The sequence below is a fragment of the Micromonospora sp. WMMD712 genome, assembly GCF_029581295.1.
GTDB classification, from domain to species: domain Bacteria; phylum Actinomycetota; class Actinomycetes; order Mycobacteriales; family Micromonosporaceae; genus Micromonospora; species Micromonospora carbonacea.
The window spans coordinates 3,515,539-3,533,617 of the sequence record NZ_CP120743.1 but is presented as its reverse complement, the minus strand read 5'-3'; the positions used below and the strand labels follow the sequence as shown (position 1 = coordinate 3,533,617).

Here is an 18,079-nt window from a genome sequence, read left to right as displayed (position 1 = left end):
CGCGCGCGGGCGATCGGGGGAGCCGGATGAGCCTCGGACAGGTCCTGCTCGTCGCGGCGCTGGCCGTCCCGGCCCTCGGCGCGGCAGTGGTCGCGCTGCTGCCCGGCGACCGGGCGGCCCGCGTCGTCGGCACGGTGGCGGCCGGCCTGACCCTGCTGGCGACCCTGCCCCTGGCCACCGGCGACCGGAGCTGGACGGCCTTCGGGCCCGCCCCGGCGGTGCACCCCTGGCACCGGCTCGACCTGCCCTGGGTGCCCGCCCTCGACCTGCGCTTCCACCTGGGCGTCGACGGCATCTCCTACCCGCTGGTCGTGCTGACCGCGCTGCTCACGCTGCTCTGCTGCGCGTACACCCTGTGGAAGGTGCCCGACGGCGGCGGCAGCGGCCGGGCCCTCGTCGCGCTGCTGCTGGTCGTCGAGGTCGGCATCCTCGGCACCTTCCTCGCCCTCGACCTGGTCCTGTTCTTCGTGTTCTTCGAGGTCGTCCTCCTGCCGATGTACGCGATCATCGCCGGCTGGGGCGGGGCCGACCGGCGGCGGGCGGCGGCCAAGTTCGCCCTCTACACGCTGCTCGGCTCGGTGCTGCTGCTCGTCGGCGTCTACGTCGTGGTGGCCGCCGCCGGCACCGCCGACCTCCTCGCGCTCACCGGCGGCACGGGGCTGTCGCGGGGCACCCAGCTCGCCGCGTTCACCCTGCTCGGGCTCGCGTTCGCGGTGAAGAGCCCGCTGTGGCCGCTGCACTCCTGGCTGCCCGACGCGCACACCCAGGCGCCCACCGTCGGCAGCGTCATCCTCGCCGGGGTGCTGCTCAAGATGGGCACGTACGGGCTGATCCGCGTCGCCGTCGGGGTGGCCCCGGAGGGGGCCCGCTGGGCGGCCCCGGTGCTCGGGGTGCTCGCCGTCGCCGCCATCATCGTCGGCTCGCTGGTCTGCCTCGCGCAGGGCGAGCTGAAGCGGCTCATCGCCTACTCCAGCGTCGGCCACATGGGGTTCGTGCTGCTGGGGGTGGCCACGCTCACCGCCACCGGCCTCCAGGCCGCGCTGATCGGCAACGTCGCGCACGGGGTGATCACCGGCCTGCTGTTCTTCCTCGCCGGGGCGATCAAGGACCGCGCGCACACCGGGGCGCTGGCCGAGCTGTCCGGGCTGCGGGAGACCGCGCCCCGCCTCGCCGGGCTGCTCGGCTTCGCCGCCGTCGCCTCGCTGGGGCTGCCCGGCCTCGCCGGCTTCTGGGGCGAGGCGTTCGCCGTGGTCGCCGCCGTCGGGCGGGGCGGCCCGCTGTGGACCACCCTCGGCGTGCTCGCCGCCGTCGGCGGGGCGCTGACCGCCGCGTACCTGCTGCGGCTGCTGCGCCGCGTCACCCACGGCCCGGCCAGCCCGGCGGTCGGCCGGATCGGCCCCGGCCTGGCCGCCGCCGAGTGGACGGCCTGGGCCCCGCTGGTGTTGCTCGCCCTCGCCGTCGGCCTCGCCCCCACGCTGGTCCTCGGCGTCGCCGCCGACCCGGTGGCGGCACTGCTGGAGGCAGTCAGATGAGCAGCCTCGTGCAGAGCGTCGACAACGTGGCGCTGCTCCCGGCCTACCTGGCCGCCGGCACCGCCGTCCTGGTGCTGCTGGCCGACCTGCTGGTGGCCCGCGCCGCCGCGACGGTCGCCGTGGCCGCCGCCGGGGCGGTCGCCACCGCGCTGGGCAGCGCGGTCGTCGGCGCGGGCGGGCCGCGGTCCACCTTCTGCGTCGCCGCCGACTGCTCGTACGTCTTCGGTGGCCGGGCGGCCCTCGTCGGGGCGCTGTTCGCGCTGCTCACCCTCGGGGTGCTGGCCCTGTCCGGCCCGGCGCTGCGCGCCGGTCGGTCGCCCGTCGGCGAATACTGCTTCCTGCTGGCCTGCTCGATGACCGGCGGCGTGGTGCTCGGCGCGGCCGGCGACCTGATCACCCTGGTCGTGGCGCTGGAGACGCTGACCCTCCCGCTGTACGTGCTCGTCGGCCTGCGCCGGGGCAGCCTCGCCTCCGCCGAGGCGGCGGTCACGTTCTTCGTGGTGAGCGTGGTCGCCACCACCGTCACCCTGCTCGGCGCGGCCCTGCTCTACGCGGTCACCGGCGGCCTGCACCTCGACCGGGTCGGCGCGCTGCTCGCCGGGCGACCCGACCTGCTGGACGTGCCGTTGACCACGGCGGCGGTGGCGCTGCTGCTGCTCGGGCTGGCGTTCAAGGTGGCCGCCGTGCCGTTCCACGCCTGGGCCCCGGCCACCTACGACGGCGCGCCGCTGCCCGTGGCCGCCTACCTGTCGACCGCGTCGAAGCTGGGCGGGGTGGTGGCCCTGCTCGCGGTGGTGCAGCGGGCCCTGCCCGCCGAGGTGACCGGCCCGGTGCTGGCCGGGCTCGCCGTGCTCACCATGACCGTGGGCAACCTGGTGGCGCTGCGCCAGCGCCGCACGGTGCGGCTGCTCGCCTGGTCGTCGGTGGCCCAGGCCGGCTACATCCTCGCCCCGCTGGGCGCGCTCGCGCTGGCCGCCGGGCGCACCGCCGACGCCCGCGCGGCCGCGTACGCCGCCGCCGTGGCGTACGCCGTGTTCTTCGTGGTCCTGGAGCTGGCCGCCTTCGCGGCGCTGGTGGCCCTGCGCCCGGCCGACGCCGACGGCGGCAGCCTCGCCGACCTGCGCGGCGCGGCCCGGCGGCGGCCCTGGGTGGCCGGGGCGTTCGCGCTGGCCCTGGTCGGGCTGGCCGGGCTCCCGCCGGGGCTGGCCGGCCTGTTCGCCAAGGTGACCGTGGTCCGGGCGCTGCTGGCCGGCGGCGCGGGCTGGCTGGCGCTGGTGGTGGCGGTCAACGCGGTGATCGGCCTGGCCTACTACCTCCGCCTCGCCGCCACCCTCTACGCCCCGCCCGCCGAGGCCGCCCCGCCGGCTGAGGCTGGGGGCACCGCCGGCACCCGGCCCGCCTGGGCGGTGCTCGGCACCCTCGCCGTGGCCACCCTGGTCGCCCTGGCCGTCGGCGTCGCCCCGCAGCTCGTGCTGGACCTCGCCGCCCGCTGAGCGGCCCCTGAGCGACCTCGGAGCCACCCCCGACCTCAGTGTTTCCGCAGGTCGATCCCAGGCAACTCACAGCGTTGAGACGGATGGTTGGCGGGTACCGAGGTGTTGTACCGGTCAGCGGATCCCGCGCGGTCCGCGCACCGAAGGAGCGATCGTGCATCACAACCGTCTGAAGACCGCAGCGCTGCTCGGCCTGCTGACCTCGCTGATCCTCGCGGTCGGCTACTGGTTCGGTGGCAGCGGCGGGCTCGTCCTCGCCGTCGTCGTCTCGTTGGTGATGAACGGCGTGACCTACTTCTACTCCGACAAGCTCGCCCTGCGCTCGATGCGGGCGCAACCGGTCAGCGAGGCACAGTTCCCCGAGCTGTACCGGATGGTCCGCGAGCTGGCCACCGAGGCGCGCCAGCCGATGCCCCGCCTCTACGTCAGCCCCACCGCCCAGCCCAACGCGTTCGCCACGGGCCGCAACCCGGCCAACGCGGCGGTCTGCGTGACGCAGGGGATCACCGAGATCCTCGACTACCGGGAGCTGCGGGGTGTGATCGGGCACGAGCTGTCGCACGTCTACAACCGGGACATCCTCATCTCCAGCGTCGCCGCCGGCCTCGCCGGCATCATCACCATGCTGGCCAACATCGCCTGGTTCATCCCGCTCGGCGGTGGCGACGACGAGGACGCCCCCAACCCGGTCGTGCTGCTGCTCACCCTGATCCTCGGCCCGCTCGCGGCCACCGTGATCCAGCTTGCGATCAGCCGCAGCCGCGAGTTCCAGGCCGACGAGTCGGGGGCCCGGCTCACCCGGGACCCGCTGGCCCTGGCCAGCGCCCTGCGGAAGATCCACCTGGGCACCCAGGCCCGGCCGCTGCCGGCCCAGGGGCAGCTCACCAGCACCGCCCACCTGATGATCGACAACCCGTTCAAGCGGGGCGGCGGCATCGCCGCGCTCTTCTCCACCCACCCCCGGATGGAGGAGCGGGTCGCCCGGCTGGAGCGGATGGCCGCCAGCGCCGGCCCCGTGCAGTTCCAGCGCTGACCCGTCCCGACCCCGATCCCGCCCGCGCCCGGTCCGACCGGGCGCGGGCGTTTCGTCTGGTACGCGGCGAGACGCGCACCATAACCAGTTCACGGCTGCCGGGCTGCGGCGTTAGGGTCGGAACGTTTCCGGCTCGTTACAAGCCCTCGTCGCACCTTTCCCGTCGCACCCCTGGAGGTTCCCGTGGCCGCACTGCGCCAGTACCTCGGCGTATGGCGGATCCCCGGCGCGCCGATGCTGCTCGTCCTCGGCGTCATCGGCCGGCTCGGGATCGGCATGACGCCGCTGGCGCTGCTGCTCGTCGTGCAACAGGTCACCGGGCGCTACTCGCTCGCCGCCGTCGCCGGTGGCATCTACGCCCTCGCCGGTGCCGCGCTCAGCCCCGTCGCCGGCCGCGTCGCCGACCGGGTCGGCCCCACCCCCGTGCTGCTGGCCACCGCCGTCGCCCACCCCCTCGCCCTCGGCGGGCTGCTCTGGGCCAGCCGTGTCGACGGGGCCAGCATCGCCCTGATCTACCTCGCCGCCGGGGTGGCCGGCGCCACGTACCCGCCGCTGACCGCCGCGCTGCGCGGCGCGTGGAACGACCTCACCAGCCCCGCCACCGCCCGGTACCACCTGCGCAACACCGCCCTCGGCGCGGAGACCGCGCTCCTCGAAGTCGTCTTCGTGCTCGGCCCGCTGCTGGTTGCCGCGTTCGTCCTCATCGCCGACGCGGCAGCCGCCCTGGTCGGCGCGGCCGTGGTCACCCTCGTCGGCACCGTCGCCGTGGCGCTCGGCCGGGTCATGCGCGGCTGGCGACCCCACCCGAAGGAGAACCACGCCCGGGGGCTCGGCCCGCTGCGCGTCGGCGGCTTCCCCGCCCTGCTGCTCTGCATCGCCGGCCTCGGCATCGCGTTCGGGGCCGCCGGAGTCATCGTCCCGGCGTTCGCCGGCAACCAGCCCACCGACGACCCGGAGAGCCTGGCCGGCGTCCTGCTCGCCGTCTGGGGCCTCGGCAGCGCCGCCGCCGGCTTCTGGTTCGGCGTCCGCAAGCCCGCGGCCAACATGACCCGCCAGTTCGCCTGGCTGCTCGCCGCCGTCGCCGCCACCTTCGCCGTGTACGCGGTGATGCCCGGCCCGCTCGCCCTCGGCATCGCGCTGGTCGTCGGCGGGGCCGCCATCGCACCCGCGCTCACCCTGGAGAACACCCTCGTCGGGCGGATCGCCCCGGCCGGCATGCTGAACGAGGCGTACACCTGGGCGGTGACCATCATGGTCGCGTCCAGCGCCGCCGGTGGCGCGGTGGCCGGGCTGATCATCGACCACGCGGGCGGCGTGCCGTGGGCGTTCGTCTTCGCCGGGTCGGCCGTCGCCGTCGGGGCCGCCGTCGCCGCGCTGCCCGCCGGCCCCATCGCCCGCGCGGAGGCCACGGCGGTACGCGTCGAGCAGACCCTCGCCGCCTGAGCGTTCTGCTCGCCCGGTGCCTGGGGGCTGTGGTCAGCCGCTGCGTGGCGCGTACATGATGACGGCGACCCCGACCAGGCAGATGGCCGCGCCGACGACGTCGTAACGGTCGGGCCGGAACCTGTCGACGACCATGCCCCACGCGAGCGACCCGGCGACGAACACCCCGCCGTACGCGGCGAGGATGCGGCCGAAGTTCGCGTCGGGCTGGAACGTGGCGACGAAGCCGTAGAGCCCGAGCGCGACCACGCCGCCCGCGATCCAGAGCAGCCCCCGGTGCTCCCGCCAGCCCTGCCACACCAGCCAGGCCCCGCCGATCTCGGCGAGGGCGGCGAGCAGGAACAGCAGGATCGAGCGGGCGACCGTCATGCGTCAGACCGTAGCCCTGTGATCCCTCGTCAGCGGTAGTTGGTGTGGAGTTGCCGGACGGTCATGGGGGTAGGGGTGGGTGTGCGATCCGGTGCACCGCCTACTCAGGCAGAGCGAGCGGGCCGGGGCCGACAAGGTCGTTCGTCCTGTAAGCGCTCCACCTTGTCGCCTTGGCCTCCTTCCCCGTCGTGGGGGTCGGCGGTGGGCGGGGCGCGGGCACGGTGCGCGGCAAGCGCGGCGAGTCAGCGGTACCTTGTCACCAGTGAACGGGCGGCACGGGCGGATGGATCTTGGTCGGGCAAGTGAATAAAACCGGCTTTGTTGATCTTTAGCGGCCCAGGTCAGGAAGTCTGTTCCCCGCGCACGCGGGGGTGATCCCCACACCTGCCGGACGTCGGCCAGCAGGTTCCGCTGTTCCCCGCGCACGCGGGGGTGATCCCACCACGTAGTCCCGGGGCGGGAGGTCCAGCGCCTGTTCCCCGCGCACGCGGGGGTGATCCTGAGCCGGTCGGTGTCCCAGCCGGGAAGCCACCCTGTTCCCCGCGCACGCGGGGGTGATCCGCTGCCCGCCGCGCGCGTCGTAGGCGGCTTCGCCTGTTCCCCGCGCACGCGGGGGTGATCCCGTCCAGCTGTTCACGGGGCTGCAGCCGTTCGGCTGTTCCCCGCGCACGCGGGGGTGATCCTGCCGACCCTGCCGGCGCTACCCCCCGAGCCGGCTGTTCCCCGCGCACGCGGGGGTGATCCCGTGAGCGCCGACCTCCCGGTGTGTTGGAGGGCCTGTTCCCCGCGCACGCGGGGGTGATCCCGCGCTGTACTTCGCGCGGAACAGCGCGTCGTCGCTGTTCCCCGCGCACGCGGGGGTGATCCCGGGCGGTCGGGCGACAACGGCTCCCCCGTGACCTGTTCCCCGCGCAGGCGGGGGTGATATCCCTGTACGGGAGTTCGTACAGCAGGGCGAGGGGGCTGTTCCCCGCGCACGTGGGTGCTCCCGCCCGGTAGCGGAGCCAGGCCGTCAAAGGCCGGAGAAGGGCGACCAGCGACGACCAAAGCCGCCTAAGTTCGCCCAGCTCACACGGTGCGGCTCGCTGCTCAACTAGGAGCCTGACCGGGCCCTTAGCGGTAGTTGGTGAACTGGAGCGCGATGCCGAAGTCCTCGCTCTTGAGCAGGGCGATGACGGCCTGGAGTTCGTCCTTCTTCTTGCCGGTGACCCGGAGCTGGTCGCCCTGGATCTGCGCCTGGATGCCCTTCGGGCCCTCGTCGCGGATCTTCTTGCTGATCGCCTTGGCCTTGTCCGAGTCGATGCCCTGGACCACCTTGGCCTCGATCCTGAAGACCTTGCCCGAGGCGCGCGGGTCGCCCGCGTCCAGGGCCTTCAGCGAGACGTTCCGCTTGACCAGCTTCTCCTTGAAGACGTCCAGGGCGGCCAGGACCCGCTCCTCGGTCTCCGCCTGGAGCCTGATCGCCTCGTCGCCCGTCCAGGAGATCTCCGCGCCGGTTCCCCGGAAGTCGAACCGCGACGTGAGCTCCTTCTCCGCCTGGCGGAGGGCGTTGTCGACCTCCTGCCGGTCGACCTTGCTCACGATGTCGAACGACGGGTTCGCTGCCATGCTGATGCTCCTGCTGTCCGGCGGTGGTCAGTGCACGTGCGCGCCGCCAACCAGCGGCACGACCCCCTGACGGTACCCGGTTGCACTCGCCCCGGGAGCAACCGCTATCCTTGGCTCCGCTGCCACGCCACGGCGCGGCGGCGACGCCCTGGCGGGTTGCCCGAGCGGCCAATGGGAGCGGACTGTAAATCCGTCGCGAAAGCTACAGAGGTTCGAATCCTCTACCCGCCACCAGGTGCAGTCACGGCCCCTGAACAGCAGGAATGCTGATCGGGGGCCGTTCTCGTTGATCTGGCCGAGTCCGGCTTAGTCCAGCCGTCTATAAGCCTCCACGGGAACATAACGGGAACGCTGATCTTGGCTCCGGGTCGCCCCGTTCGTGGGTTCAGGTGAGCTTGCCCAGACCGGCGTTACCGCCCGATGATCCGGATCTCGCTAGCCCCGTACGTCTCCACTCGGCCGGCCGCTCTGGTGGTCACCACCGTGCCAACGCCGTCGTACGTCACTGAGTCGTCCGGGCCGATGGTGACGTCGACCACAGTGATCCGGCCGCCCCGGGCAGTCGGTGAACCGTCCACATCGTCAGGCGACGCCGCGTCCACGCACCAGCAGCGCTGTGCAGGGGCTACTCACTCGTCTCCGCATCGGATGTCGGCGGCCTCGCCAGCGTTGTCGTAAACGATGTCGCACGTCAGGTGCGGGACGTACTTGGCCTTGTAGTTGATCTCCGAGCGTTCCCAGGCGTCCCACAGATCCCGGTCGTAGATACCTCGCCGGATGTCCCGCTGCCTGGCCCTCTCCCGAGCGATCTCCATCGGCGCATCGACCCAGATCCGGTGGTGGTAGTACTGCCGCAGCTCGGGGTGGTAGGCGGACACGCCCTCCACGATGAGATACCGGACCGCCGGCACCTTCACCCACCTACCCGGCCCGCCGTCGCTGTCGGTCAGAGTCCGGTACGCCGTGAGCTCACCACGCCGGGCCGGCTCAAGCACCCGACGCGCGAGTTCCCCGCGGTCGAAGTCGGTCTTGTCCTCGTTGCTGACCACGCCGTGGATCAGGAAATCGTCCAGGTGCACCAGATGGGAACTGCCCAGCGACTGACCAAGCCGCCGAGCGAATACGGTCTTGCCGGCACCGCCGAACCCTTCCACGCCGACCAGCGTCGGCCGATCTGACCGCCCGCCCTGGCCAATCAGGGCCGCGATCTGCGCCATCTCCAGCCCCAACACAGGACCCGCAAGCTGCCGCTCATGCTTCCCCGCCGTCCCCTCAGCCGCCACCGCCCCCTCCACCAGATATGGCACGTTGGCCGCACGCTTCCAGGGCCAGTATCGACCCCGAAACCCTCGACTGGCCATCCGCCATCCCCGCCGGAGGTCGCCCGCCGCCTGGGCCACAGCGTGGCCGTGCTCCTGCGGGTCTATGCCAACGGCATCGACGGGGGAGAGGACGGGGTGAACGACCGGATCGGTAACGCGCTCGGATGAGGTGTTCCGCTGCGGGAACATGACGGGAACTTCGGGCGTCCGGGGCTTATGATCGACACGAAGCGGCTGGTCACGGGTGGTATGGCTTCCAAGATCGCGCCTCGCTTCCCTCCGGCGTGTGGTCGGCGCATCCTGCTGCCATGAACGTCTTTGTCGCTCTGGCTGCCGTGATCATTCACCTGTGGCTTCCGTTGTTGATCATCCTCTCTGTCGTCGCGGTGGCGGGATGGCTGGCATGGGCGGCGGTTCGTCGACCGAAGGGTGCTCTTCCTGAGCGACCCGGCCCAGGAAACGGACGCGTCCGAGCGCGGGCAGGGGGTCCTGCGCGCCGGTCGGGAGGCCAGGTCAGCTCGACGTCCGGCGAGTACTTCAACGATGCCCGCGACGTCTGGCCGATGCCTCCGGAAGGCTGAGAGCCTCGATGCACGAGCTGTGCCGCACACGCGGGCTGCGGATGATTCGTCGCGGCTTTGGGTTGATGGCCTGCCTGACCCTGCTGAGCGAGAATGCGTAAGTGATCTTCAAGCTGGCGTTCCTGTGTCTGGTGCTGATGGTGCTGGGCTTGGCGGCGGTCTTCACCGTGTGGTACCTGGCGAACTGGCTGCGGTGGTCGGTGCCCCGTGCGGTTGTCTCCCTGGGGCACTGGGCTGTCTCCCTGCCTCGCCGAATGGGGTCCCTGACGGTCGACTCGCCGCAGGGCCGGCCCTTCAACGACTCGCGCGATGTCTGGCCGACGCCAACGGACGATTGAACTGTTCCTCGCTGGCCCGCGACTACGAGCCCGTCCGGTCGTCTCGAAAGCCCGGATTCGCTTGGCCGCGACTGCCGGCAGGCTAAGCCGCCCCGCCGAAGATTGACCCGCCACCTCGGTTGGGCCGTCGGTGACTCTGATAATCGCGTGGCTTTGCCGCACCTTCCAGCAGATGGCATTCTCACCGCGAGATTGGGTGATGCCGCCATATGGGTTGATTTCGGCTTCTGCTGTATCCGTCCACGATCGTCGTTACGTTCAAGCAGCGCCAAGCCCCCCTCTTACCTCTCCGTAGTCGTTCGATTATCGTGAGTGATCCCTGCGAGAGGAGATGGCAAATGCCGTTGTCAGTAGCGGACTTCGCGGCGCTCGGAAGCAAGCCGATCACGATCCAGTCGACGTTCTTTCCGAACGTCTATCTGCGCATGGACGGGGCCGGGGTGACCACCTTCACCGGGTCCGGCGGTGGGACGGTCAACTGTCAGTTCGGCGCGGGCCCCCTGGAGAAGTTCAGGCTCCACGCGAACTCGGACGGTTCGTACTCCTTCGAGTCGGTGGTCTCTCCGAACGTGTATCTCCGAATGGACGGTGCCGAGCTGCCGCCCATCACCTCAGGTCCCGGTGGTGGGACGGTAAACTGCCAGTTCGGCGTGGAGCCCTACGAGAAGTTCAAGCTTCGCGCGCAGGCGGACGGCTCGTTCTCCTTCGAGTCGGCCACGGCCTTTCCGAACGTGTACCTGCGCTTGGTCGGCTCCGGGGTGACGGCCTCCACAAATTCCGGCGGCGGGATCGTCAACTGTCAGTTCAACGCCAATGGTGGCGGCCACGAGAAGTTCCTGCTGAACGTGGCCGGATAGTCTCTGCACTGGCTTTCAGCCGGCACCGCTCTGCCGGCTCCTAGCTCCTTAGCCTGACGCACCTGTAATTCCGGTCCGGCGGGGTCGGGCGACGGGCGTCCCGAGAGGGGCTCTCGTCACCCGGCCCTGGTCTGAGTAGCCTCCATCGGATTGGCGAGAGAATTCGCCCTTAGTTCTCGGCAGTGAAAGCAACCGGTGCTTTTTGGTTGGTCATGCCATTTCGGTCTTGAGGTGCCCGTTGATGTAGGGCTGGGACGGCCGTTGGAAGCACGCGCCGGAGACGCGGGACTCGATGGTCCGGACGTGTCGGAAACCCTGCCGACGGTAGTAGTCGTGGAGCCCATAGTTGGTGGTCCAGGCGTCCAACCGTAGCCAGGTCAGCCCCGCGTCGTAGGCCCGCCCGCCGGCCCAGTCCAGCAGCTCGCCGCCGAGGCCAGCACCGGAGTGGGCCAGCGGGATCATCATCTTCGCCGCGTACAACGCGTCGGCCGGGTCGTCCTCCGGGTACCACAGCGCCTCGGGGTCCCGGTCCGGCTTCCACAGGCCGTCCACGTCCACGTATGCGGTCAGGGTGATGGTGGCGATCGGGTCGTCGCCGTCCCAGACCAGCCACGTCTGTCCGGCGGATACCGTCGCGGCCACGGCGGACCGGGGCAGCGGGATGGACCACTGTTCCTCGCCCCGGGCGGCGAGCCACGCCACCCGCTCGCGCCGCCACTGCATGATGACGTCGACGTCCTGGAGCCGGGCCGGAGTGATGATCACTCGGGGGATTCCTCGGGGCGGAACCTGGCGATGACGCTGACGTCTCCGTGGGTGGTGACGATCTGGTTGCGGTCGCCGGCGAAGACGTTGAAGGACACCCGCACTGGGCGCTGCTCGGTGTAGCCGGTGCGGATGTGCAGCAGGATCGTCGTGCCGGGCTGCAAGCCGAGCAGGTTCGCCTCCTCGGGCGTGGGCATCCGGGAGACGTACTCGTCGTAGTAGGCCGTCTGCTGGTGACCCCGTTCGGCCAGAAGCCTGGTGGTTCCCTGCGGGATGTCCTTCGGCGACAGCAGCTCGCGGATCTCCTCGGCGAGGTCCATTGGGTAGTAGGTGTCCTGTAACGAGGACGGCTGGTCGTTGACATACCGGACGCATCGGCGCAGCACCGCGACCGAGTCGGGTTCGACGTGGAGGCGTTCGGCGAGTTCGGGCGACAGGGACCGGATCGTCAGGGTGAACTCCTGCGACGCCTCGTAGCCCTGGGCCACGACCTCCGAACGCCACGCGTCCGTCTCGGCCGTCGGCTGGGCGGGCATCTCGGCGCGGTGGGCGTGGAACGTCAGAGTGACCTTCCTTCGGACGATCATGCCGCCGCCGCGTCCGGGCACCCTCTGCACCAGGCCCTCGTTCACCAGCAGGGCAGTGGCGTCGCGGACGGTGTTGCGCGAGACGCCGTACTGGTCCTGGAGCTGGGGCTCGGTCGGGAGCCGGTCGCCTTCGCGCAGTGTTCCGGACACGATCTGGCCCCGAAGCTCGCTGGCGATCTGGCGGTACTTCGGCTGGCCCACGTCGCCGTCCCTCCTGATGTCGTACCAACCAATCTATCCGCATGCCTTGACTGCCTCCTGCCCGCCTGTAATGGTTGGTATGAATCCAACCTTACTTACGGCTACGGCTCGATCGCAGAGGAGTGGCATGGATGATCAGGCCGGCGAGCTGGCACGGGACATCGAAGTGGTGAACCGGGCCCTCGCATCGACCCGCGCCCACCTGACCGCACTCGCTCGGGCGGAGGACGCCCTTGAGCTGCGCCGACCGACCCACTCGCCACTGCTCACGCTCGTGGAGCACGCCGAGAAGGCGGCGGCCCGGGTGACGCGGTATCTGCGGGCGCTCTCGCCTGCGAACACCTCTGACGTGACCGGGAAGCGGGAGTGCTCGTGATCTCCGGGGTCGTGTCGATCGTGTTCGGTGGGCTGGTGCCGGGCTTCCTGCTCGGGTTGCTCGCCTTCCGGGTCAAGTCCCGCTGGTGCCCGCGCTGCGGCGAGCACACCCTGGCCATGCCCCCGGAGCTGGACAGATGAGTGGCCGCGACGAGGTGCCGATCGGGCGGCGGATGGCGGAGCTGCGGGCGCGGCGGGGCATGAGTCAGCAGGTCTTCGCCGACCGGATCGGCAGGTCGAAGAGCTGGGTCGACAAGGTCGAGCGAGGTGTACGCACCCTCGACCGGCTCTCCGTCATCGAGACCGTCGCCGCCGCCCTCGGCGTCACCCCGACGATCCTGCTCACCGGCAGGCCCCGCCGGGAGGGCGTCACCGACACCGACGCCGCCGTGGAACGCATCCGCGCGGCGCTGGCCCGCCACGACCCACCCGGGGCCGACGCCGACAGCCCCACCGCGCGGCAGCTCGACGACCGGGCCGGGCACGCCTGGGCCGCCTACCGCAACGGCCACCACGCCCAGGTCCTGCGCGCCCTGCCCGACCTGCTCGCCGCCACCCGGCACACCGGCCGCGCCGAGCCGGCGGCCGACCCGCCCGTCCGCGTCTACCGGCTGACCGCCCAGACGCTGGTCAAGCTCGGCCAGCCCCACCTCGCCTGGCTGGCCGCCGACCGCGCCATGACCGCCGCCACCGGCGACCCGCACCGCACCGCGCTCGCCGCCGTCTCCCTCGCCCAGGCCCTGCGCGCCCTGCACCGGGGGCGCCTCGCGCAGGCCGCCGCGCTCACCGCCGTACACCAGCTTGACCTGGCGGCGCACGACCGCCCGCCGGACCCCGGCCTCGCCGGGACGCTGCTGCTCGAAGCCGCCCTCGCCGCCGCAAGCTACCGCGACGCCGCCACCGCCCACGACCTCGCCGAGCGTGCCGCCCACCTCGCCGCCGCGCACGACGACCACCATCAGGGTGACGGCGACGGCATCGCCTTCGGCTCCGCCGCCGTCACCCTCGCCCGCGCCCTGGTCGCCACCCAGCTCGGCGACCATCATCAGGCCGTCACCATCCATCGGTACGCCACCAGCGGCGACGGCTGGCGTCAGCTTCCCGCCGAGCACCGCGCCGCCCACCTCATCGACATCGCCCGCGCCCACCTCGATCTTGGCGACCCGCGGGCCGCCGGCCGCGCCCTGATCGACGCCGACCGGATCGCCCCCGCCGAGGCGCGCACCCGCCCCGCCGCACGCGCCGCCCTCACCGCGATCGTCCGCACCGGACTCACCGCCGCCGACGTCGCCCGCCTCGCCGCCACCGTCGGACTCACCCGGCAGTAGGCAGCCGCCCGATCGTGCCGCGCTGTCCGCCGCGCCGCCGACCCTGCGGCCCTGCCCGACGGTGCTACCGACCCCGGCAGCGCCCGACGGTCGGCCCCGAAGATCGCCTGTCGGGTACCGGCATCCGGTTCGGCGTGTCGCGCCGGTGACGAGCAGACGACCAAGGTGTTGCCAGCCGGGAACGAGTGGGGTGGGGAGTGCGGGCGGGCGTCGTGAGTGATGTCGTATCTGACTCAGCTCCCTATGCGCGGCGGAAGCCGCCCGCCGGGGCAATGGCAATGGGCGGCGACTCCGCCCTTTCCGGGGAACTTTCCGGGGAAATCGAATGAGCGCGCGGCATCGCGCCACCTGGCCTCGCGAAGATGGACGATCCTGACGGGCGGGGCTTGGTCGAGCGCGGATACGACGCGTTGTCGCACCACTACCGAGCGGACGATGCCGGGGACGGCCAATACGCTCCGTGGCTCGCCGCTTTGCGCCGACGCCTGCCGGCTGCGGTGGCGGTTCTCGACCTCGGCTGTGGCGTGCCGGCCGCCCGCTTCCTCGCCGCCGCCGGGCACCGCGTCACGGGCGTCGACATCAGCGCCGTGCAGGTCGGGCGGGCCCGCCGCCCGGTGCCCACCGGGACCTTCCTGCCCGAGCAGCCCCGCCTCATCGGGCGGATCGCCACCTGGCTGCGCCCGGGCGGCTGGCTGCTGGCCACCGCCGGCGACAGCGCCTGGACCGGCACCGGGGAGAAACTGGCTCGGCGGTCCCGCCCCGATGTGGTGGAGCCAGGCCGACGCGTCGACCTACCGATCCTGGCTGCGGGAGGCCGGGCTGCTGGTCGCCGCCGAGGAGTTCGTGCCCGAGGGGACGAGCGGGCACGCCCTCTTCTGGGCCCGCCGACCCCGGCCTGACCAGGCGTTCTGTCCGATCGTCCCGATGTCGGGGAGGTGGCGGTGTCCCGGCCGCCGGATGCCCCCAGGTCGCCGACGTGCCGGGGCCGGCCCGGCCCGCCCGGGCCCGTCGCGCACCGCCCTGGAGGGGTCGACGTGGGTTCGGGACGAAGGTCCCTTTCGATATCTCGTCGTCTGTGGTGTGCTGTTTCCCGATGCGTGGCGCCAGGGGGCTGGAGCATGCATTCAATGAATTTCCATGATTGGCGCGCTAGGTCCGAGTGTTCGCCAAATGAAGGACAGCGTGGAACGCGGGAACGCAGGGGTATCACCCCGCCAGGCAGGGCGTCCTGCCGATCGGTCGGACTTGTTGCCGTCCAGGCGGAGCCAGGCCACCGAGGGCTTTGTTGCCCTCAGTGCGTGTGGCACCATCATGGAATCTTCACGCCCCCCGTGCTGCCCGTTTCGTGACAGGAGCCCCACAGATGCCTACTCAAAAGCTGGGTCGGCTGCTCGGCATGACCCTGATGCTGTTCGCGCTCGCCTCCGGGGTCGCCTCGGTCGCCTCTGTCGCCGGTGCCCCGGCCTCAGCCTCGGGCGGCCTGGTGAACCTCGAGTTCGAGTGGAACTAGGTTCTTCGCAGTTCGTGTGACGCCGCCGTCGCCCGGCCACCCACCGGGCGGCGGCGGCAGCGGCGAGACACGGGCCAGGCATCGGCGCGGAGTTCACTCTCGGTGACAACAAGGGAGCAGGATGACGAGCCGAGCGGCAGCCGTGCGACGACGCGGGACTGACCTGGCCTGGCTGATCACCGGGCCGCTGGCGTTCCTGGCGGTCATCTGCTGCCTGCTGATCGCGCTGGTCACCGAGGACAAGAAGGACGCCTACGGCGAGTGGGGCCTGGGCCTGCTGCTGCTCACCGCCCTGGTCGCCGCCCACCTGCCGGTGCTGAGCTTCATCGTCCGGCGCCAGACACTCTCGGCCACGATCACCGAGATTCCCCTGGTCCTGGCGCTCTACTATCTCCCGCCGCTGACCCTGGTGCTGGTGGCCACCCTGGCCGCCCTGATCGCCCAGTTCCGGCGGCGGCTCGGCCCGGCCAAGTTCGCGTTCAACGTCGCCCGGTCGGCCGCGGCCACGTCCCTGGCCGGCCTGGTGCTGCTGGCGTTGCCCCCGATCCGGGGGGTGGGCCCCGGCACGTGGGGCATCCTCTTCGCCGCGGTCAGCACCGTCACCCTGGTCACCCTCGCCGCCGTGGTCGGCGTGATCACCCTGCTCCAGGGCTGGCAGGCCGGCCTCGAAGTGGTCCGGACGTCCACCGTGCCGCTGCTCGCGGCGGCGGTGAACGCGACCGTCGGCCTGATCATCCTGCTCGCGCTGAAGGCCACCTACTGGTCGCTGCTGCTGCTCGCCGCGCTCGCGCTCACGGTGGCGCTGGTCTACCGGGCGTACGCCCAGTTCCTCCGCCAGCACCGCACGCTTGCCGACATCTACGACCTGACCCGGGCGATGACCCGCAGCGGCCAGGACGGCACCCTGCCGGATGCGCTGCTCGGCCGGGTCCGCGCCCTCATGCAGGCCGAGTACGCGACGCTGTGGCTGCCCGCCCAGGGCCGGCACCCCGAGGTGCTGCTGACCGCCCGGATCGACGGGCGGGGGCTGCTCGACTTCTCGAAGATCCCGGCGTCGGTGCGGGAACAGGTCGTCCAGCAGCGGCAGACCGTCGCGCTCGGCGCGCGCCTCGGCGGTGACCGCGTGCAGTTGGCCATGCTCCGGGCGGAGTCGACCAAGGACGCGATCGTCGTGCCGCTGCGCTCCGGCGAGGCGGTCATCGGCACGCTGGAGGTGGTCAACCGGCTCAGCGACGTCGGCCACTTCACCCCGTCGGACGTGCCGGTGCTCGAGACGGTCGCCGCGCACGCGGCGGTGGCCCTGGAGAACTCCCGGCTGGTCGACCGGCTGCGCCACGACGCCTACCACGACACGCTGACCAAGCTGCCCAACCGGCGGCGGATCAGCGCGGCGCTCGACGAGGCCGTGAAGATCCGGGCCCCGGGCGAGGTGGTGGCCGTCCTGCTGTTCGACGTCGACGGGCTGCGCCAGGTCAACGAGTCGCTCGGCCACGCCGCCGGCGACCAGGTGCTCGCCGAGGTCGCCGTCCGGCTGCGTGACTCCGCGCCCTCCTCGGCGCTGGTCGGCCGGGCTGGCGGCGACGAGTTCCTGGTGACGCTGCGGCTGGAGAACGCCGAGGCGGCGCTGGACCTGGCCGCCCGGCTGCGCGAGGAGATCCGCGCCGAGATGGTCTTCGACGCGTTCACGCTCGACGTCGACACCGCCGTCGGGGTGGCCGTGCACCCCGACCACGGCAGCGACGCCGCGACCCTGCTGCAACGGGTCGACCTGGCCGCGACCGCGGCGAAGTCCATGCCGGGCAGCATCCAGCTGTTCAACCCGGCGCTGGAGTCACGCTCGCTGCGCCGCCTCGGCCTCGCCGGCGACCTGCGCAAGGCCCTCGACGACGGCGCGCTGGAGGTCTACTTCCAGCCGAAGGTGACGCTGCGGCACCGCCGCCTGGTCGGGGTGGAGTGCCTGGCCCGCTGGGAGCACCCGGCGCACGGCGAGGTCGCCCCGGAGGACTTCGTGGCCGTGGCGGAGCACACCGGCCAGCTCGGCCGGTTGACCGAGATCGTGCTGCGGGAGGGGCTGCGGCGCAGCCGGGACTGGGCGCACGCCGAGCAGCCGCTCGCCGTCGCGGTCAACATCTCCGCACGTACGCTCACCGACCGGCACTTCCCCGACCGCGTGCGCGAGCTGCTCGCCGAGTACGACGTGCCCCCGCAGCGGCTCACCTTCGAGATCCGCGAGGCCGGGGTGCTCGACGGCACCGACCGCCCGATCCCGACGCTGCACCGGCTGCGCGACCTCGGGGTGCGGCTGTCGGTGGACGACTTCGGCACCGGCTCCTCCTCGCTGGCCTACCTGCGCCGGCTGCCCGTGCACGAGGTGAAGGTCGACCGCTCCTTCGTGCAGGGCATGGCCACCGACCCGGGCGACCTGGCCATCGTCAACGCCGTGGTCACCCTCTCCCAGCAGTTCGGCCTCGCGGTGGTGGCCGAGGGGGTCGAGAGCGAGCTGACCCTGGAGCTGCTCCAGGACATCGGCTGCGAGATCGGCCAGGGCTTCCTGTTCAGCCGGCCGCTGCCGTACGAGCGGCTGGAGGCGTGGTTCGGGGCCCAGCTGGAGTCCGAGGCGTTCGTCACCCCGGACGTCCGGCGGCTGCGCATCGTCCCCTGAATCCGCCGCAAACACGGTGCTGAGCTGGGGAAACGTTGCGACGCGCAAGGGTGGGGGGATCCGATTTCACCTCCG

The 18,079-nt window shown here is 71.9% G+C and carries 17 protein-coding genes, 1 tRNA gene and 1 CRISPR repeat array; of the genes, 13 read left to right on the top strand and 5 right to left on the bottom strand.

Features of this window, described 5'->3' with window-relative positions:
- Positions 1-26: 26 nt before the first annotated feature.
- From O7633_RS15130 to O7633_RS15115, 4 genes are all read left to right on the top strand, one after another.
- Positions 27-1,532 (top strand): NADH-quinone oxidoreductase subunit M, encoded by a 1,506-nt coding sequence (locus tag O7633_RS15130; protein WP_282328232.1) that lies wholly within the window; start codon positions 27-29, stop codon positions 1,530-1,532.
- A complete protein-coding gene (locus tag O7633_RS15125; RefSeq protein WP_282328231.1) occupies positions 1,529-3,025 on the top strand; it encodes a proton-conducting transporter membrane subunit in 1,497 nt (498 codons plus the stop codon). The genes O7633_RS15130 and O7633_RS15125 overlap by 4 nt, the downstream gene beginning before the upstream one ends.
- Positions 3,026-3,179: 154 nt before the next feature.
- A complete protein-coding gene (gene htpX, locus O7633_RS15120) occupies positions 3,180-4,058 on the top strand; it encodes a zinc metalloprotease HtpX (protein ID WP_282328230.1) in 879 nt (292 codons plus the stop codon).
- A 183-nt stretch (positions 4,059-4,241) separates the two neighbouring features.
- Entirely contained in the window at positions 4,242-5,501 is a 1,260-nt protein-coding gene (locus O7633_RS15115) for an MFS transporter (RefSeq protein WP_282328229.1), read from the top strand.
- Positions 5,502-5,534: 33 nt separating this feature from the next.
- Here O7633_RS15115 and O7633_RS15110 read toward each other — a convergent pair whose 3' ends face one another.
- Together O7633_RS15110 and O7633_RS15105 are read right to left on the bottom strand one after the other, a co-directional pair.
- The gene (locus O7633_RS15110) at positions 5,535-5,870 is read right to left on the bottom strand and encodes a YnfA family protein (protein ID WP_074472498.1); all 336 of its coding nucleotides are present in this window, start codon (positions 5,868-5,870) and stop codon (positions 5,535-5,537) included.
- A 350-nt stretch (positions 5,871-6,220) separates the two neighbouring features.
- A CRISPR array of direct repeats spans positions 6,221-6,861; the repeat unit is 28 nt; unit sequence CTGTTCCCCGCGCACGCGGGGGTGATCC.
- A 122-nt stretch (positions 6,862-6,983) separates the two neighbouring features.
- The gene (locus tag O7633_RS15105; protein WP_282328228.1) at positions 6,984-7,478 is read right to left on the bottom strand and encodes a YajQ family cyclic di-GMP-binding protein; all 495 of its coding nucleotides are present in this window, start codon (positions 7,476-7,478) and stop codon (positions 6,984-6,986) included.
- Between the two features lie 150 nt (positions 7,479-7,628).
- Between O7633_RS15105 and O7633_RS15100 the strand changes: the two genes are divergently transcribed.
- Positions 7,629-7,712: transfer RNA gene (locus tag O7633_RS15100), tRNA-Tyr, on the top strand.
- A gap of 395 nt (positions 7,713-8,107) precedes the next feature.
- On the opposite strand, the gene O7633_RS15095 is transcribed toward O7633_RS15100, so the two are convergent.
- The gene (locus O7633_RS15095) at positions 8,108-8,695 is read right to left on the bottom strand and encodes a hypothetical protein (protein ID WP_282328227.1); all 588 of its coding nucleotides are present in this window, start codon (positions 8,693-8,695) and stop codon (positions 8,108-8,110) included.
- Positions 8,696-9,482: 787 nt separating this feature from the next.
- On the opposite strand from O7633_RS15095, the gene O7633_RS15090 reads away from it, so the two are divergent.
- Positions 9,483-9,719, top strand: coding sequence for a hypothetical protein (locus O7633_RS15090; RefSeq protein ID WP_282328226.1), 237 nt, complete (start codon positions 9,483-9,485; stop codon positions 9,717-9,719).
- Between the two features lie 338 nt (positions 9,720-10,057).
- A complete protein-coding gene (locus O7633_RS15085) occupies positions 10,058-10,576 on the top strand; it encodes a hypothetical protein (RefSeq protein ID WP_282328225.1) in 519 nt (172 codons plus the stop codon).
- Between the two features lie 210 nt (positions 10,577-10,786).
- On the opposite strand, the gene O7633_RS15080 is transcribed toward O7633_RS15085, so the two are convergent.
- A complete protein-coding gene (locus O7633_RS15080) occupies positions 10,787-11,341 on the bottom strand; it encodes a GCN5 family acetyltransferase (RefSeq protein WP_282328224.1) in 555 nt (184 codons plus the stop codon).
- Positions 11,338-12,129: a GntR family transcriptional regulator gene (locus O7633_RS15075; protein WP_278129423.1), complete on the bottom strand. Its 792-nt coding sequence runs from the start codon at positions 12,127-12,129 to the stop codon at positions 11,338-11,340. The genes O7633_RS15080 and O7633_RS15075 overlap by 4 nt, the downstream gene beginning before the upstream one ends.
- Positions 12,130-12,256: 127 nt before the next feature.
- Between O7633_RS15075 and O7633_RS15070 the strand changes: the two genes are divergently transcribed.
- The 6 genes from O7633_RS15070 (at position 12,257) to O7633_RS15045 (ending at position 18,004) form a co-directional block, all read left to right on the top strand.
- A complete protein-coding gene (locus O7633_RS15070) occupies positions 12,257-12,505 on the top strand; it encodes a hypothetical protein (RefSeq protein WP_278129422.1) in 249 nt (82 codons plus the stop codon).
- Positions 12,502-12,645: a hypothetical protein gene (locus O7633_RS15065; protein ID WP_178066451.1), complete on the top strand. Its 144-nt coding sequence runs from the start codon at positions 12,502-12,504 to the stop codon at positions 12,643-12,645. Before O7633_RS15070 ends, O7633_RS15065 begins: the two co-directional genes overlap by 4 nt.
- Positions 12,642-13,832, top strand: a complete 1,191-nt coding sequence (locus O7633_RS15060; protein WP_282328223.1) for a helix-turn-helix domain-containing protein — start codon at positions 12,642-12,644, stop codon at positions 13,830-13,832. Before O7633_RS15065 ends, O7633_RS15060 begins: the two co-directional genes overlap by 4 nt.
- Positions 13,833-14,194: 362 nt before the next feature.
- On the top strand, positions 14,195-14,731 hold the full coding sequence (locus tag O7633_RS15055) for a class I SAM-dependent methyltransferase (protein ID WP_282328222.1): 537 nt from the start codon (positions 14,195-14,197) through the stop codon (positions 14,729-14,731).
- A 464-nt stretch (positions 14,732-15,195) separates the two neighbouring features.
- On the top strand, positions 15,196-15,342 hold the full coding sequence (locus tag O7633_RS15050) for a hypothetical protein (RefSeq protein WP_158229434.1): 147 nt from the start codon (positions 15,196-15,198) through the stop codon (positions 15,340-15,342).
- A gap of 121 nt (positions 15,343-15,463) precedes the next feature.
- The gene (locus O7633_RS15045) at positions 15,464-18,004 is read left to right on the top strand and encodes a bifunctional diguanylate cyclase/phosphodiesterase (RefSeq protein ID WP_282328221.1); all 2,541 of its coding nucleotides are present in this window, start codon (positions 15,464-15,466) and stop codon (positions 18,002-18,004) included.
- Positions 18,005-18,079 lie beyond the last annotated feature (75 nt).